This is a genomic window from Salipiger sp. PrR002, from assembly GCF_010500775.1.
In the GTDB taxonomy this organism is placed as follows: domain Bacteria; phylum Pseudomonadota; class Alphaproteobacteria; order Rhodobacterales; family Rhodobacteraceae; genus Salipiger.
The window spans coordinates 42,567-69,279 of the sequence record NZ_JAAGOU010000015.1 but is presented as its reverse complement, the minus strand read 5'-3'; the positions used below and the strand labels follow the sequence as shown (position 1 = coordinate 69,279).

Sequence of the window (26,713 nt, the reverse complement as noted above, 5' to 3'; positions counted from 1 at the left end):
TCGCCCGCCGCGCAGGACCATTCGCAAGCGCCCCTCACAGCGCGTCTTTTTCGCCACCGTGGCCGCGCCGCCTGCGCTTGCGAGGGCCTTGGCGCGCGCAGGCGATTGCCCCTGAGCGGGGAGCTTGGTAATCAGATGCGAACCCGAGGCTGAGCAGCCCCGAGACGGCCCAGAGAAAGCCCGCGAGAAAAACCTTTTGAGAAGACCGCGCCCGAGACCGCCCCACGCATGACCGCCCTCAAGGAGTATCAACGCCTCGAAGCCACCGCGCTTTGGCGGCCCGAGCCAGAGGCTCAGCGGCGCGAGGTGATCCTGTCGATGGGCGATGCCACGCTGACCGTGTCGGATATCTCCGGGCGGGCTCTGTCGCATTGGTCGATGGCCGCGGTGGTGCGCGCCAACAAGGGCCGCTCTCCGGCGCTCTACCATCCCGATGGCGATCCCGGCGAGACGCTGGAACTGGCCGAGGACGAGGCGACGATGATCGACGCCATCGACCGGGTGCTGCGCGATATCGAACGGCGCCGCCCGAAACCCGGCAAGCTGCGGCTGCGGTTGATCGGCGGCGTGGCGGTGCTGGTGCTGGCCGGTGCGCTGCTGTGGCTGCCCGGCGCTTTGCTCAACCATGCCGAACGCGTGGTGCCCCGCGCCAAGCGCGTCGAGATCGGTCAGGCGCTGCTGACGCAGATCGCCCGCGTCTCGGGCCGCCCCTGCACCAGCGCCGAGGCGGCGCGCCCGCTGCGCCATCTGGCCGCGCGCGTGCTGGGAGATACCCGCCGCAACGATCTGGTGGTGCTGCGCGACGGTGTACGCGACACGGCGCATCTGCCCGGTGGGCTGATCCTCGTCTCTGGCAGTCTGCTCGAAGACTACGAGGACCCGGACGTGGCGGCGGGCTATATCCTCGCCGAGTCGCTGCGCGCCAAACAGACCGATCCGCTGGGTGAATTGCTGGGTCATGCCGGGCTCTGGCCGAGCCTGCGCCTGCTGACCACCGGCTCGATGCCCGAAGGCGCGCTGGAAAGCTACGCCGAAGACCTGCTGACCCGCCCGCACGCCCCGCTGCCGCAAAACGTGCTGCTCGACGGGTTCGCGAAGATCGAGCTGCGCAGCTCTCCCTACGCCTATGCGCAGGACATCACTGGCGAGAGCGTTCTGGGGCTGGTCGAGGCCGATCCGCGCGCCAAGGAGGGCAGCGCGCCGGTGGTCAGCGACGCCGATTGGGTACGCCTGCAGGGCATCTGCGGCGGCTGAGCAAGCGGCGAAGCGGCGCTGCTCCCTCCGGCGCTTAGGCAGGATCCCCAGCGGGTCTTTTTGCGTATTTTTAAAGAGAAGAAGAGGCGGGGCTCAGCGCAGGTAGGCCTCGCGGTAGCCGGTGGCTTGGACTTGCGCCAGCGCGCGGCTGGCGGCGCGGGCATCGCTGTAGGGACCGACGCGCAGGCGGCGCATCTCGTCCGAACCGCGCTGCAGCATTTGCACAGGCAGGCCGGCAGCCTGCAGGCGGCGGCGCGCCTCGGCGGCCTTGTCGCCGGTGGTGAAGGCGCCGATCTCGACAAACTTGGGGCTCGCGGCAGTCGCCGAAGCGCTGTCGGAGGCTGCGGCGGTGAGTGTCGTTGCGCCGCTGTTGCGCGGTGCCTGCACCAGAATGAGATCGGGATCGCCTTCAAAGCGGACGCGCGGCGCGCGCGCCGTCACACGGGTTCCGGCGGTCGAGGCGCGCGGCACGGTCTGGGTCCAGATGCGCTGGCTGTCGTAGTAGCCCTCGACGGTCTGCAGCGCGCGATGCGGGTTGAGCCGGTCATCTTCCCACGCCGGGCGGTAGCCCGCGGGCAGCACGGTGCGCTCTGCCGGGCCTTCCTCATAGACGTGGCGCGGCACGATGCGGGTGCTGCCGGGCACCATAAGAGCCCCCTCTTCCCAGCTGCCCCTGCCACCGCCGTGATTGTAATAGACGTTCTTGCCCGGTCCGGGCGCCTCGCCGCGGCGCACCTCGGTGACATAGGGCGCGGACTGCGGGCCGCAGCGCACGCGCCGTCCATTGCTTGTGATTTCGCCCGAAAAGCCCGGCGGGCAGGCCCCGCCGACCAGCTTGCTGCCGGGGGCCACCGGCGCTGGCGCACGGCTCGGCGCAGGTACGGTGGCAACCACCCGCGGCGCGGGCGCGGCGGGCGGTTTCGAGGCCGGGGCCTTGACCACCGGAGCCGGGGCGCTGGCGGGTTTCGAGGCGACCGTGGCCATGGGCTGCGCCGAGGTGGTGCGGGTGGTGGTGCGGGTCGGAGCGGGGGCCGATACCGCCGCCGGAGCCGCCGCCGTCGCGACCGGCTGTGCGGCAGGCTTGGTGACCGGCGCGGGTTTCGGGGCCGGTTGCGCCGCAGGCGCTTCGACGGTGCGCGTCGCGGTGCGGGCGCTGGCGCCGAGGCTCGGCGCGTAGCCGCAGACCGGGTCACCAGCGCGGCTGACCCGCGGCACCCAGATCACCGCATCATCAAAGCCCGCGCGCACGAAGACGCAGCCCTTGCTGTCCACATATTGCGCGGCCTCATAGCTGGCCGGCGGCACCTCCGCCGGCTCGCTGATGGTGTCGATCCGCTGCGCCAGCGCGGGCGCGGCGGACAGGGCGCCGAGAGCTAGGGTGGCGGGACCCGCCAGAATGTTGGCCAGCACTTTGAAACGCATGTCGTCCCCCGGAAACTACCCTCTCAGCTTTGCATGAAGCCCCCAAAGCTGTAAAGCGTTGCGAGGGCTTATTTTGTGCCGAACATGCGATCGCCCGCATCCCCTAGTCCCGGAACGATATAGCCCTTCTCGTTGAGTTTCTCGTCCAGCGCGGCGGTGATGATCGGCACATCGGGATGCGCCTCTTCCATCCGCTTGACCCCTTCGGGCGAGGCCAGAAGGCACAGGAAGATGACATTCTTGGCGCCCGCCTGCTTCAAAAGGTCGATCGCGGCGACCGAGGAATTGCCCGTGGCCAACATCGGATCGACGGCGATCACCGTGCGGTCTTCGAGGTTCTTGGGCACCTTGAAGTAATATTGCACCGGCTCGAGCGTTTCCTCGTCGCGGTAGAGCCCGACGAAGCCGACGCGGGCCGCAGGAATGAGCTCGAGAATGCCGTCGAGCAGGCCGTTGCCCGCGCGCAGGATCGACACCAGCGCCAGCTTCTTGCCCTCGATCGTCGGGGCGGCCATCTCGCACATCGGGGTTTCGATCTGCTTGGTGGTCACCGGCAGCTCGCGGGTGACCTCATAGGCCAGAAGCAGGGAAATCTCGCGCAGCAGCTGGCGGAAGGAGGCGGTCGACGTATCCTTCTCGCGCATCAGGGTCAGTTTGTGCTGCACCAGCGGGTGATCGACAACGGTCAGGTGTTTCATGCGCTCTCCAGTCTTTTCAGCAGCGCCTCGCGCATGTCGGCCGAGCAGAAGGCCGCATTGGCAGAGGTCTTGGCAATCTCGGTGAAGTCCTCTTCCTCCCAACCGAAGGTGCGTGCAAGGTTTTCATACTCCTGCACCATGGTGGAATGGAAAAAGGGCGGATCGTCGGTGGAAATGGTCACCTTGGCGCCGCGTTCGCGCAGCTTCTGGATCGGATGCGCCGAGAGCTTGGGGTAAACGCCAAGCTGGACGTTCGAGCCCGGGCAGACCTCCAGCGTGATGCCCTTTTCGGCGATCAGATCGACCAGCGCCAGATCTTCGATGGCGCGCACCCCATGGCCGATGCGCTCGACGCCAAGATGCTCGATGGCGTTGCGCACCTCTTGCGGGCCGCGCCATTCGCCGGCGTGGGTGGTGAGCCGCAGCCCCGCCTCGCGCGCCATGTCGAAACTATAGGCAAAGTCGCGCTGCTCGCCTTTGTTCTCGTCGCCGCCCATGCCAAAGCCGGTGATCCACTCGCCCGCCGTCTCGGCCGCACAGAGCGCGGATTTCTTGGCAACCTCCGGCCCGAAGTGGCGCACGCAGGTGACGATGCCGCGCAGGGTGATGCCCATGTCGCGCTCGGCCGCATCGGCCGCTTCCTGCATGGCGTGCAGATACTCGCGCCATGCACCCAGATCACCGCCGCCGCAGAAGTCGGGCGAGATGAAGGTCTCGGCGTAGATCACCCCGTTCTGCGCGCATTCCTCGAGCACGGCGCGGGTCAGCCGGGCGTAATCCTCAGGGGATCGGAGCACCGAGGTCGCCGCCTCATAGGTCTGCAGGAAATGCACGAAGTCGCGGTACTCATAGGTGCCATCCTCGGCAAAGACCCCGTCGAGACGCACCTTCTTTTCCTGCGCGAGCCCGCGGATGAAGGCTGGCGGCGCGGCGCCTTCGATATGCAGGTGCAACTCCACCTTCGGCAGCGCCTTGATCCGGTGCAGGCTCTCCTCGTCGTGGTCTCTGGGGTCTCTCAAAGGAAGCTCCTTCCCGGTCCTTGCGCGGGCACCTCAAGGTGCGCCGCGATGCTGGCTGCCACATCGGCAAATTCGATCCGCCCGATCTGCCCTGCCCCGCGCCCATATACAAGTACCGGAACCCGCTCGCGCGTGTGGTCCGTGCCAACCCACGTGGGGTCATTGCCGTGATCGGCGGTGATCAGCAGCAGATCCCCCTCGCGCAGGCGCGGCAGCAGCCTGCCAAGCTCGGCGTCGAACCATTCGAGCGCGCGGGCGTAGCCAGAGACATCGCGCCGGTGGCCGTAGAGGCTGTCGAACTCGACGAAATTGGCGAAGGTGAGCGAGCCCTCCTCGGCGCCGTCAACGAGATCGCCAAGGTGCCGCATGAGCGTCGCGTCATCGCCTTTGCGCAGCTCGTCGATCCCCTGCATCGAGAAGATGTCGCCGATCTTGCCGACCGCATAGACGCGCCGCCCCGCATCCTGCACCCAATTGGTGAGGATCGGCTCGGGCGGGGTGATCGCGTAGTCATGCCGGTTGGTGGTGCGCTTGTAGCTGCCGGGGCTGCCGACGAAGGGCCGCGCGATGACCCGGCCAACCTTCATCCGGTGCAGCGTCGGCGCGATTGCCTCGCAAAGCGCCAGCAGGCGATCCAGACCAAAGCTCTCTTCATGCGCGGCGATCTGGAAGACGCTGTCGGCGGAGGTATAGCAGATGGGCCAGCCGCTGCGCTGATGCTCTGCACCGTACTCGTCGAGCATCACCGTGCCGGAGCCGTGGCAATTGCCCAGCGTGCCCGCGACCCCGGCGATCTTGCAGACCTCTGCCAGCAGTTCTGCCGGAAAGACCGGCGCTGTCTCGGGGAAATAGTGCCAGTCCCATGGCACTGGCAGACCCGCCAGTTCCCAATGGCCCGAGGGCGTGTCCTTGCCCTTCGAGCACTCGCTCGCCGCGCCCCAGAGCGCCGAAGGCTCCGCCTCCAGCCCCGGCACCTCGTCGCCGCTGGCAAGCCGGGTCGCCGCGCCCAGCCCCAGCGCATCCAGCACCGGCAGATGCAGACGGCCGCTGCGCCGCTCTTCCGCCCGACCTGCGGCGCAGGCCTGCGCGATATGCGCCAGCGTATTGGCCCCCGTGTCGGGGACGCCTGCGTTGAAATAACCCGCCGCATCCGGCGCACCGCCGATGCCCACCGAATCCATCACCACCAGAAATGCCCGCATCAGGCGATCCTTTCCCGCACCAAAGGCGCCACGTCAGGCGCATCGCCAAGACGGATCGCTGCGCTCACCGCAGCCGCCGCCGCCTCCGCCGCCGCGCGGCTGGCGGCATGGACCCGCGCCAAGGGCTGCCCCGTCTCGACCCGCTGGCCGAGCCGCAACACATCCGACAGGCCGACGGCGGGATCGACGCGGTCCGTCTCGACTTCGCGGCCACCGCCAAGATGCACCACGGCAAGCCCCAGCGCCTCGCCATCCATCGCCGCCACATGGCCGGCCTCGGGCGCGGGCACATCCAGCACCACCGGCGCTGCCGGAAGCAAATCGCGCCAGCGCTCGACAAAATCCGAAGGCCCGCCCAGCCCGGCGACCATGCGCCCAAAGCGCTCTACCGCCGCGCCGCTCGTTACGGTCTCGCGCAGCCGCGCCGCGCCGCCCTCGATCCCGGCGCTGACCAAAAGCTCGGCCCCCAGCGCCACCGACAGATCGAGCAGCGGCCCGCCCGCGCCCTCGGTCAGTACCTGCATGACGCAGCGCACTTCCAGCGCATTGCCAAGCGCATCGGCCAGCGGCTGATCCATATCGGTGATCAGCGCCGTGGTCGGGCAACCCGCCGCATTTGCTGTGCCGACGAGCGAGCGCGCCAGCGCGCGTGCCTCCTCCATGGTCTTCATGAACGCGCCCGAACCCACTTTCACGTCGAGCACCAAGCCCTCAAGCCCCGCCGCCAGCTTCTTCGACAGGATCGACGCGGTGATGAGATCGAGGCTCTCCACCGTCGCGCTCACGTCGCGGATGGCGTAGAGCCGCTTGTCGGCAGGCGCGATCCCTTCCGAGGCCGAGACGATGGCGCAGCCCGCCTCGCGCAGCACGTCGCGCAGCCGCTCCTCCGATGGCGCGGTGTCATAGCCAGGGATCGCCTCGAGCTTGTCGAGCGTGCCGCCGGTATGGCCCAGCCCGCGCCCCGAAATCATCGGCACATAGACCCCGCAGGCCGCCAGCATCGGCGCCAGCACGAGGCTGACGCAATCGCCCACGCCGCCGGTGGAATGCTTGTCGAGCACCGGCCCCGGCAGATTCCAGCGCAGCACATGGCCGCTGTCGCGCATCGCCAGCGTCAGCGCCGCGCGCGCCTCCTCCGAAAGCCCGCGCAGGCAGACCCCCATGGCAAAGGCCCCGGCCTGCGCATCGCTCACCGCGCCGCTCGCCAGCCCTTCGGCGAACCAGCGCAGCGCCGCGCCAGAGGGCTCCTCTCCGCGCCGCAGGGCCGTGATGACCGTCCGCGCGTCCATCAGGCGCGGTCCATATGCCCCGTACCGAAGGCGCCAGGCAGCAGCTCGCCCACGGTGGTCTCCAGCGTCGCGCCATCGGTGGTGGCCAGCGTCACCTTGGCATGGGTCTTGCCAAACTCGGCCAGTTTCTGCCGGCAGCCGCCGCAGGGCGGCAGCGGGTGTTCGCAATCGGCGATCACATAGGCCTCGACGATCTCCGTCTCGCCCGCCGCGACCATGGCCGCGATCGCCCCGGCCTCGGCGCAGGTGCCCTCGGGATAGGCGACATTCTCGACGTTGCAGCCGGCGTAGATTTTCCCCGAGGGTGCCAGCATCGCCGCCCCCACCTTGAATTTCGAATAGGGAACATAGGCGTTTTCACGCACCGCGCGGGCGGCTTTCTCGAGCGACATATCGCACCTCTTGTGGTCTTTCGCCGCCCATGTTGCGGGCCGCCCGGAGCGATTGCAATCCCCGCGCCTGCCCGCCCGCTTCGTCTAGAGAAAAATATCCCACGGGGGGCCGGGGGTGTGAAACCCCCGGCGGCGCTACAGCCTCGTCAGGCCGAGCCTTTCGGCAGGGGCGTGCGCGCCTTGTTGTAGTCCGACCAATCCTCGATCTGCGGATACCATTGCCGCCGCCAGGCCTTCACCTTGGGGTTCATCACCCGCCGCCAGACCGGGGGCACCATCGCCGCCATGGTCATCACCGGATAGCCATAGGGCAGCTGCGGCGCCTCGGTCTCGGCGTAGTTCTGCAGCAGCGGAAAGCGCCGGTCGGGCTTGTAGTGGTGGTCCGAATGGCGCTGCAGGTTGATCAGCAGCCAATTGGTCGCCGTATGCGCCGAGTTCCACGAATGGTGCGGCTTGACGTGCTCGTAGCGCCCGCCCCCGAGGTGCTCGCGGGTCAGCGCGTAATGCTCGACGTAATTGGTCAGCTCCAGCTGCCAGATCGCCACGCCCGCCTGCACGAGGAACAGCGCCAGCCCGCCCCAGCCGCCGACGATCAGCGCCAGCACCAGCATGGCAAGCTGCAGCCCGAGATAGAGCCAGAACGGGTTGCGCCGGTGCCACCACGGCAGGCCGCGGCGGGCCAGAAGTTTCTTCTCGGCGCGGAAGGCCGAAACCGGGCATTCGCGCAGCACCCGCGGGTAGTAGCGATGAAAGCCCTCGTTGTAGCGCGCGGTGACCGGATCGCGCGGCGTGCCGACCCAGACGTGATGCACCAGCAGGTGCTCCGAGCGGAAATGCGAATAAAGCACCATGGCCAGCAGCCAGTCCCCGAGCCGCCGTTCGAGGTTGTTGCGCTGGTGCAAAAGCTCATGCGAGTAGACGATCCCCACCGTGCCGGTCATCACCCCGGTGCCGAAGAAGACGCCGAATTTCTCCAAGGTGGTCAGCGCGTCATTGCCCGAGACGTACCAGATCAGCGCGAACAGCGTGACGAATTGCACCGGCGCCCAGAGCATCACGCCGGCGCGGTACCAAAGCAGCGCCCGCTCTTCGGTCTGCGGATCGGCGTTCTCGGTGTTCAGCCCCAGCGCCGCATCCAGCGCCGAGAAGAGATACCATGTGGCCAAGGGCGGCAGCAGCACCCAAAGCCCGCCGTTCAGCGCGCCCAGCCAGACCAGAACCGGCAGCATATAGACCAGCCAGAACGGCGCGGCGGCCGTCCAGCGCGCGAATTTCTCTGCAGCGATCATGCACTCGTCCCCAACGTCTGCCCCAAACATCGCCTCTGGCTGGCGCAGGTCGCGTGCTGAGGGCCTTGCGCCGCAGCTTGTCCCGATCCGGCCTCTTCGGTCAATGCGACCCAAGGGCCGGGGCGGCGTGACGTTGCCGCACAGCCTCAGCCAAGGGACAGACTAAGTCAGAGGCCGGGCTCAGCCCGAGGTCAGGGCGAAGGCCTTGCGCATCACCGTGGGCAGATCATCGGGGTCAAACACCTCCGCCTCGACAAACGCCCCGCGCTCGGGCTGGCGCTCCATCGGCACCAGCGCGGTCTTTACCGTCAGGCGCAGGTGGAAATGGGTGAACGTGTGGCGGGCCTCGGCGTTGAGCGTCTTCCACTCGGCGCGGATCGGCGGCGCGTCGGCGGGTGCCTCCTCACCCCAGTCCGAGCCCGGCCAGCCCAGCATCCCGCCCAAAAGCCCGCTGTCGGGGCGGCGCTCCAGCAGCCACGCGCCATCCACCCGCTTCACCAGATAGGCGATGCCGTGGCGCGTCGGCTTGCGCTTCTTGGGGGCCTTTTTCGGCAGCTCTGCCTGCGTGCCGTGATCCCATGCGGCGCAGGCGGTGCGCCACGGGCAGAGACCGCAGGCCGGGTTGCGCGGCGTGCAGATGGTGGCGCCAAGGTCCATCACCGCCTGCGCATAATCGCCGGGCCGCTGCTGCGGCGTCAGCGCGGCGGCATATTCCGTCAGCACCGGCTTCGACTGCGGCAGCGGCATATGCTCGTCGTGCAGCCGCGCCATGACCCGCTCGACGTTGCCGTCCACCACCGTCTCGGGCAGATCAAAAGCGATCGCCGCCACCGCCGCCGCGGTATAGGGCCCGACACCGGGCAGCGCACGCAGCCCGTCGAGGCTTTGCGGAAAAACGCCGCCATGCTGATCCGCCACCACCCGCGCGCATTTCAGCAGGTTGCGGGCGCGGGCGTAATAGCCCAGCCCGGCCCATGCCGCCATCACATCGGCATCCTCGGCGGCGGCAAGATCGCTCACCGTCGGCCAGCGCGAAGTAAATGTTTCGAAATAGCTTTTCACTGCTGCGACAGTGGTCTGCTGCAGCATGATCTCGGACATCCACACGCGATAGGGATCGGGCCGCACCCCCGCCGCATGCGCGGCAGGGCTCACCCGCCACGGCAGCTCGCGCGCGTGGCGGTCATACCAGGTGAGCAGATCTTCGGCCCGTGCGCTGTCACGCATGGCTGACATTCCCTTGATCATCGACGACAAAAGCGATTCCTTGCTGGCACGTGAATGCGGGGTCACTAGAATAGGTCCGCAGAGAGGGATTCAAGATGGCACGGCGCAACACCACCACATATGGCTTCGCCAAGACATCGGGGCTGCTGAACGCGCAGATCCGCAAGGCGAGCGAGAGCCGCGGCTTTGCTCAGTCGCGCCTGCTGACCCATTGGGAAGAGATCGTCGGCGCCGATGTGGCCGCCATCGCCCGCCCGGTCGAGGTGAGCTATGGCCGCAAGGCCTTTGGCGCGACGCTGACCCTGCTCACCACCGGTGCCAACGCGCCGCTGCTGGAGATGCAGAAAGAGCAGCTGCGCGACAAGGTCAACGCGCTCTACGGCTACAATGCCATCGCCCGCATCCGCATCACCCAGACCGCCAGCACCGGCTTTGCCGAGGGCCGCGTCGCCTTTGGTCACGCGCAAAAGGTTGAAAAGCCAGAGCCCTCTCCCGAGATCAAAGCCGAGGCCCATAAGGTGGCCGGAGACATTCACGACGACGGGCTGCGGCAGGCGCTGGAGCGTCTGGCTGGCAACGTCATTTCGAAATCGCGGCGCTGAATGCGCTGCAGCAAGGCAACCACAAGAGGACCTTACATGACCCGCATTCTTCCCGTCGCCGCGCTTGCGACCGCCTTCGCCCTTGGTGGCGGCTGGCTGCTCGAGGCGCCCCGCGTCACGCCCACGGGGATCGCCCTGCCCGGCGCGGCCGCCGCACAGGAGGCAAGCAGCGAGGCCAGCTCCGATGAAGCGCCCGAGATCATCGAGATGGTGAAGGGCGATGCCGACGCCCCCGTCGAGATCGTCGAATACGCCTCCTTCACCTGCCCGCACTGCGCCCGTTTCTCGAACGAGGTGCTGCCGCAGATCGAGGAGAACTACATCAAGACCGGCAAGGTCAAACTGGTCTACCGCGATGTCTATTTCGACAAATACGGCATGTGGGCGGCCATGGTCGCGCGCTGCGGCGGTCCCGAGAAGTTCTTTGGCATCTCCGACATGATCTACGAGACGCAATCGTCGTGGGTCAAAGCGGGCTCGGATCAGGGCATCGCCGACGAGCTGCGCAAGATCGGCCTGATGGCTGGCATCGGCAAGGAAAAGCTCGACGCCTGCATGAACGATGGCGCCAAGCTCAAGGCGCTGGTCGAATGGTATCAGGAAAACGCGACGCGCGACGATATCTCGGCGACGCCTTCGTTCATCATCGACGGCAAGCCCTACTCGAACATGTCCTATGACGACTTCGCCGAAGTGCTCGACGAGCACTACGAAGCGGCACAGTAATCAGCGGAAAAACAACCCGGCAAAGCAACGCGAGGCGCGTCCCGAGGGGCGCGCCTTTTTCCGTGGCAGCGCGGCACTTGGAGCGAGACTCAGAAAACTTCGAAACCGCGACGATCCGGCATCTTTGTCTGTGGCCTTTCCCCAAAAGCGCCGCTAATTCAGCGTTTGTAAACCGCCCAGTAATTAATCGAAGGCAGCCCCGGCGTGGCGAAAGAAATCGAACGCAAGTTCCTCGTGACCCATGAGGGTTGGAAAGCCTCGGTAACCAAAAGCGAGCGTTTGCGGGACGGGCTGATCGCGGCCGCGGGCGGGCGCAAGGCACGGGTCCGTTTCTATGACGACCGCGCCACGCTGTGCATCAAAGGTGCCCGCGTCGGCCTCGCACGCGACGAGTTCGAATACCCGATCCCGGCGCAAGACGCCGAAGAGATGCTGGCCTCGCATTGCGATGGCGAGGTGGTCGAGAAGACCCGCCACTATGTGCCGCACGGCGATCTTGTCTGGATGGTCGACGTCTACAGCGGCCTGCTGGCGGGCATCATCGTCGCCGAGGTGGAACTGCCGCAGGTGGACACGCCTCTGACACTGCCGACCTGGGTCGGGCGCGAGGTCACCGGGCTGCAAGAATATCGCAAGATCAACATGGTCCGCGCCCGCCGCGGCGCGCGCGACAGCCTCCGCAGCGCTTGACGCCGGGTGCCCGGCGGCGCAACAGTTCCGACGCCGCGCCCCTGCCCCTGCCGCCCCCGGCACGAGACGCCAACGGGATGCGCCGCGACAGGGAACCGACATGCTGATCCGCACCGGAGATGACCGCACGAGGCGCGTGGACCTGCTCCTCGCGGGACTGCTGTCGTCGATCGCCGGGGCGCTCAATGCGGTCGGCTTTCTGATCGCTGGCTCTTTTACCGCCAATATGACCGGCAACGTCTCGGCCCTCGCCGATCACCTCGCCCACGGCGAGTTGCTCGCCGCTCTGGCCTTCGCAGCGCTCACCGCAGCCTTCGTCTGCGGCGCCGGGCTTGCCGCGCTCGGCGTGCAATGGGGAACGCGGCGGCGGATCGGTGCAATCTACGCTCTGGCGATCGCCGCGGAGGCCGCATTGCTCCTGGCTCTCGGCGCTGCTCTGATCGATGCGCCCGGCGGCGGATCGGAGCCCCTGCTTGTCTTGGGGCTGAGCTTCGTGATGGGCCTGCAGAACGCCGTCACGACGATGATCTCGAGCGCCCGCGTGCGCACCACTCATGTCTCGGGCATGGCCACAGATATCGGCATCGGACTGGCCGCGCTGCTCGGCGGCGAAACGGCAAGACGCGAGGCGCTGCCGAAACTCACGCTGCACGGGCTGACGCTGGGCTGTTTCGCGCTCGGCGGCATCGCGGGGGCGCTGCTTTTTGGCTACGTCGGCAACTGGCTCTTCGTCATCGCCGCCGCAGCGCTGCTGCTGATCGCGCTCTCAGAACTGGCTCGCGCCCGCCGGATGTAAGCGCATCCACGCCCCGGCGCGTATAAAAACGCCCCCGCAGCAAGCTGCGAGGGCGCCTTTGGAAAACGACCGGAGCCGCGCCGCCTCAGCCGGCCTCGTCGACGCGCATCATCCGCTGCGCGAGGCTTTCGACCCCGCCCAGCCAGCGCGTGACCAGCTTGGGATCCGAGGGCGCCGCCGAGACACCTGGCTTGATCTCGCGGTTCAGTACCGCCTCGATCGCCCAAGAGACCGGCATCGACACCAGCCGCGCCATGGCCGAGCCACGCGCGTCGCCCCAGGCGTCCATCACCCAGGTCTTGTGCCAGACGGTCTCGCCCGCCTTTTCGGCCTTCAGCGTAACGCAGAGCACCACCCGGTCGGGCTCGCCCTCGGCATATTTGTTCTCGGCCAGCAATTCGCCCGCCAGCGCCGAAAGCCGCGCGTCATCGGCCGTCTCGACCTCGGCGAAGACGTCCTTCCACGCCTCGGACCAGCCGTTGAGCCGCAGCGTGCCGCGCACGAAGTCCTTCACTTTCCAGTCCTCGCCGAACTCATACTGCGCGATGAACGGCAGCGAGTCGCGGTTGGGATAGACCTCGAAGCTCTCGGGCGGATCGAGCGGCGCGTCATAGCGCGACAGCGCGTCCCACGGGCGCTGCACGTTCAGCTCTTCGAAATGGCGGATCGAGCGCGAGGGCGAGCGCAGCGCCTTCAGCACGCCGACCGGCGCCCAGGAAAACTTGTAGCGGAAGGCGTTGGCCTCTTTCGGCACGCCGCCGCAATAGCTCAGGAAGCTGATCTCATTGGCCGGATCAAACGCATCGGACGCGCGATAGGCGGCCACAAGATCATGCGCCATCAGATGGTCGATGCCCGGGTCGAGCCCGACCTCGTTGACCAGCGCAACACCGGCCTCTTTGGCCTTTGCGTCGAGCCCCTTCATTTCCGGCGAGATATAGGAGGACGAGACGAAATGCGCGCCCTTCTTGATGGCGATCTCGGCCAGCATCACGTGCCAATCCCCGGGCAGCATCGAGACAATCACGTCGCCCGGCTGCACCGCCGACTCGACCGCTTCGGGCGCGAAGGCGAGGATGCGGTTGGTCAGATCGCCGACCGCTTCGCGCGCCTTTGTCTCGGTGCGGTTCCACACCATGACATCATGCCCGGCTTCGATCAGCCGCCGCAGCCCCGGGATGGATGAAAGTCCCGTTCCGCACCAATGGATCATGCAAGTTCCTCCGTAATATACGTCGTGTAAGTGTCGGCCGCGCGGCCCCACACACCCGCATCCAGCGCTGGAAGCGCCAGAAGATGCGGCAGCAGCTGCGCGGCGAAATCCTCTGAGCTCTCGCGGGGCAAGAGCGAGGGAAGGTTGTCGATGGCCATCACGTCGAGCGGCGGATCATCATGGACCCGCAGCGCCGGCGCCTGCCAGTCGGTGACGCGGTCATAGACCTTCACCGGCGAGAAGTCACTGTCGGGGTCGCAGGCGATGTCGCCGATGGCGCGCAGCTTGCGCGGCTCGAGCCTTGCCGCCGCGGGCACAAAGACCGGCGTGCCGGGCCGTGCGAGGATGCAGTTGAAGAAGACCTCATGCTCCAGCAGCTGCGGGAACGGCCCGCCATGAGCGGTCTCGGCCATGTCCCATTTGGTGACCTGCAGCCCGAGCTTCTCGCAAAGATCGCTGGCGCCAGTGCCGACGCGCCCCAGCGCGCCAATGACGAGGGCCTTGGGCCGCGCCCCGCCCGCTGCGTCCAGCGCGTCGCGCACCGAGGCTTCCATGGCCCCGGCGCTCGGCCAGACCGAGACCGGCGCGCAGAGCCCGCCCTGCTGCTGCGCGGCATAGGACAGCAGCGTCACCGCCGCGCCCGCATAGCCCGCCCAATAGCCAAAGGCGGCGACGCGGCGGCCCTGATCGTCCACAAGATACTCAAGGTCATAAAGCGCCCCGCCACCCGCGACGAAGCGCTTCAGCAGCAGCTGCCCCAAGGGCTGGCCCTTGAAGGCATGGCCGAACATGATGTGGCGGTGGCGCAGCGGCGTGCCGTCCTCGGGCAATTCCTTGAGGCCGAAGATCAGCGCATCCTCGGGCGCCTCGGGCCAGCTGTTCTCGAGGGCAATCTCGGCGCCCGCGGCGCGATAGCCCTCGATGCCGATCACCCGCGCGCGGCTTTCCTCGACAGTGACCCGCAGCCCCGCCGCGACCAGCGCCTTCACACCCTCGGGCGTGACGCCCACCCGGTCCTCATTCGCCCGTTGCTCGGCGCGCACCCACAGATGTGTCATGTTTCTCTCCACAGCCATCTTCCCCGCCTGCCTATAGAAAAGCGGGCCGGGGTGAAAGCCGCAGAGAGGCGCGCCTCAGATATGCGTCCGCGACAGCGCCCGCTCGGCGCCTTCAAGATGCGGCACGGCGTTGAACAGCGTCAGGCACAGCCCGGTGGAAATCGGCTGGAAGCGGTGCACCGAAGTGTTCTCGATGGCAAGGCAGGCATGCGCCAGCGCCTTCATCTCAAGCCCCATGGTCACCCGCATCGCCATGCCGATGAGCCCGCCCGAGGTGACGACGACCGCGCGGCCGGAGCCGGCGCTGATCTCGGCCAGCACGTCATCCACCCGCGCCTCGAAATCGGCAAAACTCTCGGGTACGCCCTCGAGCCTGCCCTCGCGCCAATAGGTGAAGAGCTGCGGCAGATGCAGGATGAAGCCCTCGCGATCAGGGGGCAGCGCGATGCCGTGCTGCTGCTGCATGAGCTGCGCCATGGTGAAATATTCCAGCTCGTTGAGCCGCGCGTCTTCCACCACCTCAAGACCCAGATCCATCTCGGCCGCGGTCTCTTGGTGCCGCCGCAGCGTGCCACTATAGGCGCGGGCAAAGACCTCGCCGCTGCCGCGCATATGCGCCCCCAGCCAGCGCGCCTGCTGCTTTCCAAGCGCGCTCAGCCGGTCGTAGTTGATCTCGTCCTTGGCATGGGTATTGGCCTGCCCGTGCCGCACGAGGGTGACATGCGACATGCCAGCCCCTTTCATTGTTCCAAAAACACGCCCGGGGTGAGCCGCGGAGCGGCGAGGGGGCCGCGCCCCCTGCCACGCTCACCGCCCAGCAAACCTCAGCTATAGCTCTCCGGCCCGTTGGCCTGCGCCGCCGAATAGCGGTCGCCATGCGCCCAGCCCACCGGCAGCACCTCTTCGATCCGCGCCAGATCCTCTGCCGAGAGCGCGATTTTCGTGCCCGCGAGCAACTCCCTGAGGTGATCGACCGACCGCGTGCCGGGGATCGGGATGATGTGCTCGCCGCGGCTCAGCAGCCATGCGATCGACAGGCCCGCCGCGGGCACGCCCATCTCGGCAGCCAGCGCGCGGAACTTGTCGGTGATGGCGAGATTGGCCGTCAGGTTCGGTTCCACAAACCGCGGGTTCACCGACATGAAGGCGCTTGCGGCCACCGCCTCGCGCGACAGCGGGTGATCGGTCAGCAGCGAGCGCCCCACGGGCGAGAAGGCGACCAGCGCGGTGCCAAGCTCGGCGCAGGCCTGCACCAGCCCCAGTTCGACGATCCGCGTCTGCAGCGAATACTCCGATTGCACCGCCGCGACGGGATGCACGGCGGCGGCGCGGCGCAGCGACGACGGCGCGATCTCGGAAAAGCCGAAGGCGGCGATCTTGCCCTTCTTCACGAGGCCCGCGAGCGTCTCCGTCACCTCCTCGATGGGCCGGGCCTGCTCGCGCCGGTGCACGTAGAACAGATCGACCTGCTCGACGCCGAGCCGCTGCAGCGAGCCATCAAGCTCGGCCTCCAGATGCTCGGGCGAATTGTCGTAGCAGCGCTTGCCCGCCGCATCCTTGGTGATCCCGGCCTTGGTCGCGATATGCAGCATCTCGCGCCCGCCCGAACGCGCCTTGAGCCAGCTGCCGATGGCCTTTTCGGAGCGCCCCATGCCGTAGACGTTGGAGGTGTCCACATGGCGCACCCCCGCCTCGACCGCCGCGTCGAGCACCGCATGCGAATCGGCCTCGGTGGTCTCTCCGTAGAAATCGGCAAAGGACATCGCCCCGATGCCGAAGGCGGGAAGCTCCGGCCCGCCTCGTCCCATACGCATCATCTTCATGCCGTGCCCTCCCCTGCGGTGGCGCCGCGGGATACGATCGCGGCGATGGCCGCGGCAACCGCCGCGTCGATATCCATTTTCGAAGTGTCGATCATCACCGCGTCCTCCGCCGGTTTCAGCGGCGCGTCGGCCCGCGTGGCGTCGCGGTGGTCGCGCTCGCGGGTGTCGTTCAGAACCGTCTGGTAATCGGTCTCGGCGCCGCCCGCGACCAGTTCCTCGAACCGCCGCCGGGCGCGCACCTCGGCGCTGGCGGTGACAAAGAGCTTGGCCTCGGCCTCGGGGCAGATCACCGTGCCGATGTCGCGCCCGTCGAGCACCGCGCCGCCGTCGCGGCGGGCAAAGGCGCGCTGAAAGTCGAGCAGGGCCGCGCGCACCTCGGGGATCACCGCAACCCGCGAGGCGGCGATGCCCACATCGGCGGTGCGCAGCCCCTCGGCCTGCAGGTCCTCGGGCACCAGCGCCAGCGCGGCCTCGGTCGGATCGGTGCCCTCCAGCATCTTGCGCCCGACGGCGCGATAGAGCAGCCCGGTGTCGAGATGCGCAAAGCCGAAATGCGCCGCCACGGCACGGCTGATCGTGCCCTTGCCGGCAGCCGCCGGCCCGTCGATGGCGATGGTAAAGGCCATGAGGTGTCCTTTCGTCAGATCGCGGTCTTTATCGCCCGCTGCCCGGCGCCCTTCAAGCAGATGCCCGGCCAGATGCCCTGCACGCCCCGCTCAGCGTTTCGGCCCCTGCCGCCAGAGGCTGAACAGCATCACGCCGCAGATTGCCAGCAGGACGAACTTCAGCCGGGTGAAGAGGCTCGCCCAATCAACCAGCGCATGGTCAAGCGCGACTGGCCCGCGCAGCAGCATCTCGTTGATCAGCAGGTTCTCGGCGGCGTCCGCGCCGATCCACGCCAGCGCCAGCAGCACGAAGACCCCGCGCCGCCACCACGCGCGCCCGCGCGACAGCGCGACGGCGCCGAGGATCAGCGTAATGCCGAAGGCCACGCGGAAGGCCATGCCCAGCCAGCGCATCTCGAGCAGATAGACCGCACGGGCGCGCTCGCTCAGCGCCAGCAGATATTGCTGCGCGTCGAGGGCGGAATAGCCAAGCGCGCGCAGATCGAAGGGCAGCAGCCCGCTGGCACCGGGCCAGAGCACGGTGGCGGCATAATACCCCATGCAGAGCAGCAGCGCGGCGGCCAGCGCCGCGACGACCGGCAGCAGGCGGCTCACGCCTCGCGGCCCAGATCGGCCCCCAGCGAGGTCATCAGGCTTTCAAAGATCGGGAAGGAGGTGGCGATCGGACCGCCGTCATCGACCCGCACCGGCTCTTCGGTGGCCAGACCCATCACGAGGAAGGACATGGCGATGCGGTGGTCGAGATGGCTCTGGGTCGTGGCGCCGCCTTTGACGTCGCCGAAGCCACGGCCATGCACCGTCCACCAATCCTCGCCCTCGTCGACCTCCACGCCGTTGAGGCGCAGGCCGGTGGCCATGGCGTCGATCCGGTCGCTTTCCTTCACCCGCAGTTCCTTGACGCCGGGCATATGGGTCTTGCCCTGCGCGAAGGCCGCGACCACCGACAGCACCGGGTATTCGTCGATCATGCTGGCGGCGCGCTCGGCGGGCACCTCGATACCCTTGAGATCGGGCGAGAATTTCGCGCGCAGATCGGCGACCGGCTCGCCGCCCTCTTCGCGCATGTTCTCGAAGGTCAGATCGGCGCCCATCTCCTGCAGGGTAAAGAACAGCCCCGCGCGCGTGGGGTTGAGGCCGATGTTGGGCACCAGCACGTCCGACCCTTCGGTGATCAGCGCCGCGCAGACCGGGAAGGCCGCCGACGAGGGATCGCGCGGCACGATGATGGTCTGCGGCTTCAGCTCGGGCTGACCCACAAGCGTTATCACCCGGCCCTCGTCGGTTTCCTCGGTGGTGACCTGCGCGCCAAAACCGGTGAGCATCCGCTCGGAATGGTCGCGGGTCGCCTCGCGCTCGATCACCACGGTCTCGCCGGGGGCGTTGAGACCGGCCAGCAGCACCGCCGATTTCACCTGCGCCGAGGGCACCGGGGTGGCGTAGCGCACCGGGATCGCATCGGCAGCGCCGACGATGGTCATCGGCAGCCGCCCGCCCGAACGCCCATAGGCGCGCGCGCCGAACAGCGCCAGCGGATCGGTAACGCGGGCCATGGGCCGCTTGTTCAGCGACGCGTCGCCGGTGAACGTGGCGGTGATCGGCGTCGTGGCCATGGCGCCCATGATCAGCCGCACACCGGTGCCGGAGTTGCCGCAATCGATGACATTGCCCGGCTCGGCAAAGCCGCCAACGCCGACGCCATGCACATGCCACGTGTCACCGCGCTTTTCGACTTCGGCGCCGAAGGCCTGCATCGCCTTGGCGGTATCGAGCACGTCCTGCCCTTCGAGCAGGCCGGTCACCTTCGTCTCGCCCACCGCCATCGCGCCGAGGATCAGCGACCGGTGCGAGATCGACTTGTCGCCGGGCACATGCGCCTCGCCCTTAAGACCCGCGGACTTGCGGGCAATCATCACAATGGGGTCCCCGTGGCTCGACATGGCGCCTCTCCTGTTATCGCTCGCGCGCCTGATAGCAGCGGGATGCGCCTGCGTCCATCGCCCGTGGCCCCTCGCCCGCAGAGGGGGGCACGCCGTTGCGCTGCGGCACAGGCTGGGCTCTAGGCAGTCCCGTGAGCAGAGTTACTTGCCCGCCCTGCCTCGGAGCCCTAGGTGTGTCACGAGGGAGGGGCACACCCGGGATCCCTCTACCGATTCCCAGAACACCAAGAAGGTTTGCATGACCGAGACAACGGCCGAATACGCCGCCGATCCGGCGGCGCGCGCCGCGCAGCCCGCATCGGCACGCATGGTGCTCTTTGCGCTGTCCATGGGCGGCTTCGCCATCGGCACCACCGAGTTTGCCTCGATGGCGCTTCTGCCCAGCTTTGCCAGCGATCTCGGCGTCAGTGAGGCGCGCGCCGCCGATGCGATCAGCGCCTATGCGCTCGGCGTCGTCGTCGGTGCGCCGGTGCTGGCCGTGGCCGGTGCCAAGATGCGCAAGCGCATGCTGCTGATCTGGCTGATGCTCGCCTTCGCCCTCTTCAACACGCTCTCGGCGATTGCCCCAAGCTTCGGGCTGTTCACCGTCTCGCGCTTTTTCTCGGGACTGCCGCATGGCGCCTACTTCGGGGTCGCTGCGCTGGTCGCCGCCTCGATCGTGCCGCGCAACAAGCGTGCCACAGCGGTCTCGCGGGTGTTTCTGGGCCTGACCATCGCCACCACCATCGGCGTGCCCGCGGCAAGCTGGATGAGCCAGTACATCGGCTGGCGCTCGGGCTTCGTCATCGTCGGGGCGCTGTCGCTGGCCACCGCGCTGGCGGTTTATCTCAAGGCGCCGCGCACCCCTGCCGATCCGGATGCCAATCCGCTGCGTGAGTTGGGGGCGCTGAAGAACCGGCAGGTCTGGCTGACGCTGGCCACGGGCGCGGTGGGCTTTGGCGGGTTCTTCGCGGTCTATACCTACATCGCCTCGACGGTGAAGAGCACGCTGGGCGCCTCGGACGACACGGTGGCGCTGATGCTGATGGTGGCCGGGCTGGGCATGACGATCTTCAACCTCGCCATGGGAGCGCTGGCCGACCGCAACCTCAACCTGACCGCCTATGTCGCCTTCGGCGGCGGCGCACTGGTGCTGGCGCTCTTCCCGCTGGCGGTCTCGGGCGGGCTCTGGACCATGGGGATCGCGGTGCTGTGCATGAGCATTCTGGGTGGCGTCTCCACCGTCATGCAGACGCGGCTGATGAACGTCGCTGGCGAGGCGCAGCAGCTGGCGGCCTCGCTGCACCATGCCGCGTTCAACGTGGCGAACGCGGTGGGGCCTTTCCTTGCCGCGCGGGTCATCGCCGCCGGGCATGATTTCCCCGCTGCGGGCTATGTTGGCGCGGCGCTGAGCGCGGGCGGCTTTGTGCTCTTTGCCATCACCCTTTGGGATGCCCGCCGCAGCGGCATCGAATGAGCGACACGCCCGGCAGAGCGCGCTTTGCCGGGCTGCGCGCCGGAACACCGTCATAAATCCGCTCTGCCTTTATTGGTGAAATAAGAACAGCGTCTTGCGCGCCTCGCCACCAGCGGGAGAGTTTCCCGGGCTTGGCGCTCTGCCAAATCACCGGTCCATGCTAGGCTTGGATGCCGGAGTGCTGTCCCTCCTCCGGCGCGGGCGCGGCGCGGCCGAGCCCTTGCCGCCCGCCGCCTGCGGGACGAAATAAGGCCCAAATCAGAAGACATTCCGAAAGGCCACTCCCATGATGTACAAAGCGATAGCCCTTAGTGCCGCGATCACCGGTCTTTGCGCATCCACCGCGCTGGCCGCCACTCTCGGCCCGCTGGTTTCGGCCTCCGAGCTTGAGACCGCCCTTGCCGACACCGATGCGCCCACCGTGCTCGACATCCGCGGCGATGCCTATGCCGACGGCCACATCGAAGGCGCGGTCGCCGCGCCCTACGGCCTGTTCCGCGGCCCGTCCGAGAACCCCGGCGCGACGGTTCCCGTCGACCAGCTGGAAGCCACCTACGAAGAGCTTGGCCTGCAGACCGACGCGCCCATCGTGATCGTCGCGCAGGGCGCCACCGACACCGAGTTCGGCGCCGCAGCCCGCGTTTACTGGACGCTGAAAAGCTCTGGCTTTACCGAGCTGTCGATCCTCAACGGCGGCGCGCAGGCGTGGGTCAACGCCGGGCTGCCGGTCAGCAAGGAGGCGGTGACGCCCGAGCCGACCGAGCTCGACATCAGCTGGAACGACGCATGGACCGCCGAGACCCCCGAGGTCGCCGACGTGGTGGCAGGCGAACAGCAGGCGCTGCTGCTCGACGCCCGCCCCGAGGCCTTCTACGAGGGCAAGAAGGCGCATGGCGCCGCCGAAAAGCCCGGCACCCTGCCCGGCGCCGAGAACTACCCCTACACCCGCTTCTTCCAGAGCGGCGCCACCGCCATCGGCCAGATCTCGGACGTGCAGGAACTCAAAGCCTCGCTCGGCGTCAGCGACGGGCAAGAGATCGTCTCGTTCTGCAACACCGGCCACTGGGCGGCGACCAACTGGTTCGCGCTGAGCGAGATGGCGGGCCTCGAAAACGTCAAGCTCTACCCCGGCTCGATGGTGGAATACTCCAAGACCGGCGGTGAGATGCAGAACTCGCCGGGGCTCTTCCGTAACCTCCTGAACCAAGTCACCGGGGGCAACTGATGAGCCAAGCAAGCATTTCGGGGGCGGCGCAGACCGCCCCTGCAAGCGCCATCGGAAAGCGCGTCGGGCTGATCCTCGGCGCGCTTGTGCTCGTGGCGCTGGTCTCGCTGTTCGCCGGGGCGCGCTACGGGCTGCTGCTGGCCATCGGGCTGGGCTTCGGCATCGCGCTCGAAGGCATGCGCTTCGGCTTTGCCGGGCCGTGGCGGGCGATGATCCTGCGCCGTGAACCCTCGGGGGTGCTGGCGCAGCTGCTGTCGATCGCGCTGGTTTCGGTGGTCGCCATCCCGCTGCTGACCAGCCACGCCGGGGAGCTTATGGGCGCGCAGGCCCCCATCGGCTTTGCCATGGTCGGCGGCGCCTTCGTCTTTGGCGCCTGTATGCAGATCGTACTGGGCTGCGGCTCGGGCACGCTGGTCAACGCAGGCAGCGGCAACCCCGTCAGCCTGCTGGCCCTGCCCTTCTTTGCCCTCGGCAGCTTTGCCGGCGCTTACAACCTGATCTGGTGGACCGGCCTCGGCTCGCTGCCGATCCTCACGCTGTCGGGCACCACCGGCCTTGGCGTGACGCTGGTGTTGCTGGCGATCGCCGCCGCGATCTTCCTGTGGCGCGCTGCACCGGGCACGGTGAAACTGAGCCGCCGCCATGCCATCGCCGCCGTGGTGCTGGCGCTGCTGGCGATCGGCAACCTGCTGGTCGCGGGGCAGCCGTGGGGCGTGGTCTACGGGCTCGGGCTCTGGGTCGCGAAAGGCTATGCCGCGCTTGGCGGAGACCTTTCGGCCTCGGCCTTCTGGGCGGCACCGGGCTCGATGGAGCGGGTGCAGTCGAGCGTGCTGACCGATTATACCTCGCTCACCGACATCGGCATCATCGCGGGTGCCTTCGGTGTCGCCGCATGGCGGCGCGGCGCGCTGGCGGCCAAACTGCCCAGCTACCCGGCGCGGGCCTGGATCGCGACCATCGTCGCGGGCTTCTTGCTGGGTTATTCCTCGCGTCTGGCATTCGGCTGCAACGTCGGGGCGTTCTTCTCGGGCATCTCCACCGGCAGCCTGCACGGCTGGGTGTGGTTCGTGGCGGCCTTCGCGGGCGCGTTCTTCGGCATCCGGCTGCGGCCGCTGCTGGGACTGGAGGCGCGGTCATGACCCGCGCTTTCACCGCCTCGCTCGCCCTGCTGCTGGTGGCCGGGCTGCTGGCCTTCGATCTCGCAAACTGGGCGCCCAACCCCTATCAGGCCCCGGCCATGCTGGCCTTCGGCTCCGGCAGCGTCGCCAGCGGCGGCTTCTGCGGCGCGCTTCCCAACTGAGCCAGCCACGAACCCCGGGCGCAGGCCCCAGACCACATGAAGGCGCGTCCCTCTCAGGGGCGCGCCTTTTTGTTCCGGCCAAGCTGCGCCGATTCCTGTCCAGAGAACCCCACGAAATAAGGCCCAACTTGGCCTTTTGCGAAAAATTCACCCCTCATCTTCTAGGGTCTGGGCAGGGTTCGTGTGTGTGTAAACGGTAGTTTGGTTGACCCTGCCCCTCGGATACGCCCAGCCATTTCGCTGGCCCGGGGGGCCGATCATTTCGATTGGCGATTTTCATAGCTCAGCCCGGCATGGCCCCGCGCCTGCCGGGCTTATTCATGCCCGCAGCCCCTTTATACCCGCAGCCCCGCCGCCGAACCGCTGCCACCCCAGCTGATCCCGGCCCGCGGGGTGTCATTGCCGGCGCGACACTCTATATAGCTGTCCTGCAACCCATAACATCAAACTCTGGCGGTGCCAGAGCACCCGGTGACGGCCTGACGCCTCGCCGGGGTGCGACGCATCGTGACCTGACCCAACAGGGGACTTATGAAGAAATACCTAACGACCACCGCCCTCACCCTCACTGCCCTGACCCTCTCGACCGCCGCACAGGCGCAGGATGACAGCTGCGGCGAGGTCTCGATCACCGAGATGGGCTGGGCGTCGGCTTCGGTGGTAACCAATGTCGCCGATTTCATCCTCACCCAAGGCTACGGCTGCGACGTGACCGTCGTGCCCTCCGACACAATCCCCGCGATGACCTCGGTGGCCGAGAACGGCGATCCGGACATCGTCACCGAGCTTTGGATCAACGGTGCAGGCGCGGCCTATGACCGGCTCACCGGCGAGGGCAATCTGATCGAGCTGGGCTCGGTGCTGGAACCGGGCGGGATCGACGGCTGGTATGTGCCCGCCTATCTGGTCGAAGAGCACCCCGAGCTCGCCACGATCGACGGTATCCTCGAGAACCCCGAACTGGTCGGCGGCCGCTTCCACAACTGCCCCGAGGGCTGGGGCTGCCGCACCATCAACGACAATATGCTGCCGGTCTTCGGCGTCGAGGAGGCGGGGATCGAGATCTTTGACCACGGTTCGGGCGAGACGCTGGCGACCTCCATCGCGGCGGCCTACGAGGATCACGAGCCGTGGTTCGGCTATTACTGGGCGCCGACCGCCGTGCTGGGCAAATACGACATGGTGCGCGTCGACATGGGCGAATTCGTCGAGGAGTCCTATGAGGCGGCGCAGGACGAAGGCGCGACCGGCCTCGTGCGCAGCTCCTACCCGGCCGCCCCGGTGAAGACCGCCGTCACCGACAGCTTTCAGGAAGAGCACCCCGAACTGGCGGATTTCCTGTCGAAAATGTCCTTCCCGGTGGACGACATGAACGACATTCTGCGCTGGATGGACGACAACTCGGCCTCGGGCGAGGAAGGCGCGGTCTACTTCCTGACCTCGCAGCCCGACGTCTGGGCGAGCTGGCTGGATGATGCCGCGCGCGAGCGTCTGGCAGCCGTGCTGCAGTAAGGCCGCGGCCCCTTTGGGGGGACCGCAACCAAGGGGCCGGCCACCGTTCAGCGCGTGGCCGGCCCTGTGCTTTCAGGAAGCGCTCAGAGCCCCTGACCGCCCGACAGTTCGACCCGCTGCCCCGACATCCAGCCCATGCCGCCCGACAGCAGCGCCGCGACACCGGCACCGATGTCCTCGGGCTCGCCGACGCGGCCAAGGGCGATCATGCCCGCGACCTTGGCGTTCACCTCGGCGTTGTCGCGCACGACCCCGCCGCTGAAATCGGTGGCGATGGCGCCCGGTGCAAGACAGTTCACCCGGATGCCACGCGGCCCCAGTTCCTGCGCCGCGTAACGGGTCAGCACCTCCACCGCGCCCTTCATCGAGGCATAGGCCCCATAGCCCGGCAGGGTGAAACGGGCGAGCCCCGAGGAAACGAAGAGCACCGCCCCGCCATCCGCGATCATCGGCAGCAGCGCCTGCGTCAGCAGGAAGGGCGTGCGCAGATGCACGCGGTAGAGAAGGTCAAGCTGCGCCGCCTCGGTCTCGGCAATGGCGCGGTTGTAGCCGATCCCCGCGTTGTTCAGCAGGAAGTCGAAACTCTCGCGCCCGAAGGTCTGCTGCAGCGCCCCGGCGAGGCTCGCCGCGAAAGCGCCGAAATCTTCGGCCTCGGCATCAAAGGGCAGCATCACCGCGCTGACACCTTCCGCTTCGATCTCGCGCGCCACTTCGTCGGCAGCCGCTTTCGAGCTGTTGTAGGTGCCGATCACATGGACACCCGCGCGGGCGAGATGCAGCGCGGCGGATCGGCCGAGGCCGCGGCTCGCGCCAGTGATAAGAGCGATTTTTCCCGACGTAGTCTCAGAAATCTTACCAGTCATGGGAGGGTCCTTTGCACTTTGGCAGCCAGCCGGTCCGGCCGCCTCTGGCGCAAGAGATACGTTGCCCCCGGCATCCGGAGAATAGTACACATCCCCATAGGCCATTCGGATAACCGAACAATGCAGCAGATCGACTTCAACACACTCGCGCAATTCGTGGCGGTGGCGCGGCATCTCAACTTCCGGCGCGCCGCAGCGGAACTGGCGATCTCACCCTCGACGCTGAGCGAGCGCATTCGCGAGCTTGAGGCGCGGCTCGGCGTGCGGCTGCTCAACCGGACCACGCGCAGCACCTCGCTGACCGAGGAAGGCGAACGGCTTCTGGAGCGCACCCGCGACGCGATTGCCGTGCTCGACGAGGCGGCGGCCTCGGTCACATCGAGCGGAAGCCGCGAGGTTCTGACCGGGCGCATCCGCATCAACGGGCCCGCCCCGGCCATTGAACTGCGGCTGATGCCTCTGGTGAGCTCGTTCCTCGAGCTGCATCCCGGCGTACGCGTCGAAGTGGTGAGCGAGGGCGATCTGGTCGATGTGATCGGGCGCGGCTTCGACGCGGGGCTGCGCTATGACGAGAGCTTGGCGCAGGATATGATCGCGGTGCGTCTGGGGCCGGATCAGCGCATGATCGTCGCCGGAGCACCGGATTACCTGAAGCGCCACGGCGTGCCGCGGCACCCCGACGATCTGGAGCGTCACAGCTGCATCACCCACGTCTTCGGCGGCGGCAACACGCTGCCTTGGTCGTTCGAAAAAGACGGCAAAGCCTTCGAGCGGTTTCCCAAGGGCCGGCTTGCGGTGAATTCCACCATCGCGGCCCTGATCCCGGCCCGCGCCGGACATGGGCTGATCTATGGCTTCGACGACTATCTTCAGCCGGATCTGCGGGCCGGAACGCTGGTGCAGGTTCTGGATGAGTGGACCCCGCCCTTCCCCGGCCCTTCGCTCTATTTCACCGAGCGGCGCCTGATGCCGCCCGCGCTGCGTGCCTTTGTCGACCACGTGAAGACCGCCGCGCGGTAGGTCAAAACGGTAGTCCCCAAAAAGCTGCGCGCCCCCGAGGTTTCCCCCGGAGGCGCACTTGGCGAGGGTAACTT

Annotated in this window: 26 protein-coding genes and 1 pseudogene; 11 read left to right on the top strand and 16 right to left on the bottom strand. The window is 67.6% G+C overall.

Features of this window, described 5'->3' with window-relative positions; all coding sequences use genetic code 11:
• Window positions 1-228 precede the first annotated feature (228 nt).
• Window positions 229-1,254, top strand: a complete 1,026-nt coding sequence (locus G0A00_RS15900) for a hypothetical protein (protein WP_164185190.1) — start codon at window positions 229-231, stop codon at window positions 1,252-1,254.
• 93 nt (window positions 1,255-1,347) lie between these two features.
• Here G0A00_RS15900 and G0A00_RS15895 read toward each other — a convergent pair whose 3' ends face one another.
• From G0A00_RS15895 to mutY, 8 genes and pseudogenes are all read right to left on the bottom strand, one after another.
• The gene (locus tag G0A00_RS15895; RefSeq protein ID WP_164214213.1) at window positions 1,348-2,676 is read right to left on the bottom strand and encodes an SPOR domain-containing protein; all 1,329 of its coding nucleotides are present in this window, start codon (window positions 2,674-2,676) and stop codon (window positions 1,348-1,350) included.
• 68 nt (window positions 2,677-2,744) lie between these two features.
• On the bottom strand, window positions 2,745-3,374 hold the full coding sequence (gene upp / locus G0A00_RS15890; protein WP_066108741.1) for a uracil phosphoribosyltransferase: 630 nt from the start codon (window positions 3,372-3,374) through the stop codon (window positions 2,745-2,747).
• Window positions 3,371-4,393 carry an adenosine deaminase gene (locus G0A00_RS15885; RefSeq protein ID WP_164183747.1) on the bottom strand — a complete coding sequence of 341 codons (1,023 nt, stop codon included), beginning with the start codon at window positions 4,391-4,393 and terminating at the stop codon, window positions 3,371-3,373. Before G0A00_RS15885 ends, upp begins: the two co-directional genes overlap by 4 nt.
• Window positions 4,390-5,598, bottom strand: coding sequence for a phosphopentomutase (locus tag G0A00_RS15880; RefSeq protein WP_203595406.1), 1,209 nt, complete (start codon window positions 5,596-5,598; stop codon window positions 4,390-4,392). Before G0A00_RS15880 ends, G0A00_RS15885 begins: the two co-directional genes overlap by 4 nt.
• Window positions 5,595-6,884, bottom strand: coding sequence for a thymidine phosphorylase (locus G0A00_RS15875; protein WP_164183744.1), 1,290 nt, complete (start codon window positions 6,882-6,884; stop codon window positions 5,595-5,597). The genes G0A00_RS15880 and G0A00_RS15875 overlap by 4 nt, the downstream gene beginning before the upstream one ends.
• Window positions 6,884-7,282, bottom strand: a pseudogene (locus G0A00_RS15870) (cytidine deaminase); the annotation flags it as partial. The gene G0A00_RS15875 and the pseudogene G0A00_RS15870, both read right to left, overlap by 1 nt.
• A gap of 140 nt (window positions 7,283-7,422) precedes the next feature.
• A complete protein-coding gene (locus G0A00_RS15865) occupies window positions 7,423-8,565 on the bottom strand; it encodes an alkane 1-monooxygenase (RefSeq protein ID WP_164183741.1) in 1,143 nt (380 codons plus the stop codon).
• A 180-nt stretch (window positions 8,566-8,745) separates the two neighbouring features.
• Window positions 8,746-9,792 carry an A/G-specific adenine glycosylase gene (gene mutY / locus G0A00_RS15860; RefSeq protein ID WP_164183739.1) on the bottom strand — a complete coding sequence of 349 codons (1,047 nt, stop codon included), beginning with the start codon at window positions 9,790-9,792 and terminating at the stop codon, window positions 8,746-8,748.
• Window positions 9,793-9,887: 95 nt separating this feature from the next.
• Here mutY and G0A00_RS15855 point away from each other — a divergent pair, with 95 nt between their 5' ends.
• From G0A00_RS15855 to G0A00_RS15840, 4 genes are all read left to right on the top strand, one after another.
• Complete coding sequence (locus G0A00_RS15855) at window positions 9,888-10,394, top strand: DUF721 domain-containing protein (RefSeq protein ID WP_164183737.1); 507 nt, start codon at window positions 9,888-9,890, stop codon at window positions 10,392-10,394.
• Between the two features lie 36 nt (window positions 10,395-10,430).
• The gene (locus G0A00_RS15850) at window positions 10,431-11,120 is read left to right on the top strand and encodes a DsbA family protein (protein WP_164183735.1); all 690 of its coding nucleotides are present in this window, start codon (window positions 10,431-10,433) and stop codon (window positions 11,118-11,120) included.
• Window positions 11,121-11,324: 204 nt separating this feature from the next.
• The gene (locus tag G0A00_RS15845; RefSeq protein ID WP_164183729.1) at window positions 11,325-11,810 is read left to right on the top strand and encodes a CYTH domain-containing protein; all 486 of its coding nucleotides are present in this window, start codon (window positions 11,325-11,327) and stop codon (window positions 11,808-11,810) included.
• Window positions 11,811-11,910: 100 nt separating this feature from the next.
• Window positions 11,911-12,606 (top strand): YoaK family protein, encoded by a 696-nt coding sequence (locus G0A00_RS15840; RefSeq protein WP_164183727.1) that lies wholly within the window; start codon window positions 11,911-11,913, stop codon window positions 12,604-12,606.
• An 85-nt stretch (window positions 12,607-12,691) separates the two neighbouring features.
• Here the strand turns inward: G0A00_RS15840 and G0A00_RS15835 are convergent, their stop codons facing one another.
• The 7 genes from G0A00_RS15835 to aroA form a co-directional block, all read right to left on the bottom strand.
• Window positions 12,692-13,819, bottom strand: coding sequence for a saccharopine dehydrogenase C-terminal domain-containing protein (locus G0A00_RS15835; protein ID WP_164183726.1), 1,128 nt, complete (start codon window positions 13,817-13,819; stop codon window positions 12,692-12,694).
• On the bottom strand, window positions 13,816-14,877 hold the full coding sequence (locus G0A00_RS15830; RefSeq protein WP_164183722.1) for a saccharopine dehydrogenase: 1,062 nt from the start codon (window positions 14,875-14,877) through the stop codon (window positions 13,816-13,818). The genes G0A00_RS15835 and G0A00_RS15830 overlap by 4 nt, the downstream gene beginning before the upstream one ends.
• A 75-nt stretch (window positions 14,878-14,952) precedes the next feature.
• Window positions 14,953-15,606, bottom strand: coding sequence for a histidine phosphatase family protein (locus G0A00_RS15825; RefSeq protein WP_164183717.1), 654 nt, complete (start codon window positions 15,604-15,606; stop codon window positions 14,953-14,955).
• 95 nt (window positions 15,607-15,701) lie between these two features.
• The gene (locus G0A00_RS15820; RefSeq protein WP_164183716.1) at window positions 15,702-16,700 is read right to left on the bottom strand and encodes an aldo/keto reductase; all 999 of its coding nucleotides are present in this window, start codon (window positions 16,698-16,700) and stop codon (window positions 15,702-15,704) included.
• Complete coding sequence (gene cmk, locus G0A00_RS15815; RefSeq protein WP_164183715.1) at window positions 16,697-17,326, bottom strand: (d)CMP kinase; 630 nt, start codon at window positions 17,324-17,326, stop codon at window positions 16,697-16,699. Before cmk ends, G0A00_RS15820 begins: the two co-directional genes overlap by 4 nt.
• Window positions 17,327-17,416: 90 nt before the next feature.
• A complete protein-coding gene (locus tag G0A00_RS15810; RefSeq protein ID WP_164183713.1) occupies window positions 17,417-17,920 on the bottom strand; it encodes a hypothetical protein in 504 nt (167 codons plus the stop codon).
• A complete protein-coding gene (gene aroA / locus G0A00_RS15805) occupies window positions 17,917-19,263 on the bottom strand; it encodes a 3-phosphoshikimate 1-carboxyvinyltransferase (RefSeq protein ID WP_164183709.1) in 1,347 nt (448 codons plus the stop codon). Before aroA ends, G0A00_RS15810 begins: the two co-directional genes overlap by 4 nt.
• Before the next feature lie 238 nt (window positions 19,264-19,501).
• Here aroA and G0A00_RS15800 point away from each other — a divergent pair, with 238 nt between their 5' ends.
• The 5 genes from G0A00_RS15800 to G0A00_RS15785 all read left to right on the top strand — a co-directional run bounded on the left by G0A00_RS15800 (window position 19,502) and on the right by G0A00_RS15785 (window position 24,756).
• On the top strand, window positions 19,502-20,719 hold the full coding sequence (locus G0A00_RS15800; RefSeq protein WP_235953197.1) for an MFS transporter: 1,218 nt from the start codon (window positions 19,502-19,504) through the stop codon (window positions 20,717-20,719).
• A gap of 286 nt (window positions 20,720-21,005) precedes the next feature.
• Complete coding sequence (locus G0A00_RS15795; RefSeq protein ID WP_164183706.1) at window positions 21,006-21,944, top strand: sulfurtransferase; 939 nt, start codon at window positions 21,006-21,008, stop codon at window positions 21,942-21,944.
• Window positions 21,944-23,083: a YeeE/YedE family protein gene (locus tag G0A00_RS15790; protein WP_164183705.1), complete on the top strand. Its 1,140-nt coding sequence runs from the start codon at window positions 21,944-21,946 to the stop codon at window positions 23,081-23,083. Before G0A00_RS15795 ends, G0A00_RS15790 begins: the two co-directional genes overlap by 1 nt.
• Window positions 23,080-23,244 (top strand): hypothetical protein, encoded by a 165-nt coding sequence (locus G0A00_RS26390; RefSeq protein ID WP_203595404.1) that lies wholly within the window; start codon window positions 23,080-23,082, stop codon window positions 23,242-23,244. The genes G0A00_RS15790 and G0A00_RS26390 overlap by 4 nt, the downstream gene beginning before the upstream one ends.
• Window positions 23,245-23,775: 531 nt before the next feature.
• Window positions 23,776-24,756, top strand: a complete 981-nt coding sequence (locus G0A00_RS15785; protein ID WP_164183701.1) for an ABC transporter substrate-binding protein — start codon at window positions 23,776-23,778, stop codon at window positions 24,754-24,756.
• 83 nt (window positions 24,757-24,839) lie between these two features.
• Here G0A00_RS15785 and G0A00_RS15780 read toward each other — a convergent pair whose 3' ends face one another.
• A complete protein-coding gene (locus G0A00_RS15780) occupies window positions 24,840-25,619 on the bottom strand; it encodes an SDR family NAD(P)-dependent oxidoreductase (protein WP_164183699.1) in 780 nt (259 codons plus the stop codon).
• Between the two features lie 120 nt (window positions 25,620-25,739).
• On the opposite strand from G0A00_RS15780, the gene G0A00_RS15775 reads away from it, so the two are divergent.
• On the top strand, window positions 25,740-26,639 hold the full coding sequence (locus G0A00_RS15775) for a LysR family transcriptional regulator (protein WP_164183697.1): 900 nt from the start codon (window positions 25,740-25,742) through the stop codon (window positions 26,637-26,639).
• Window positions 26,640-26,713: the final 74 nt, after the last annotated feature.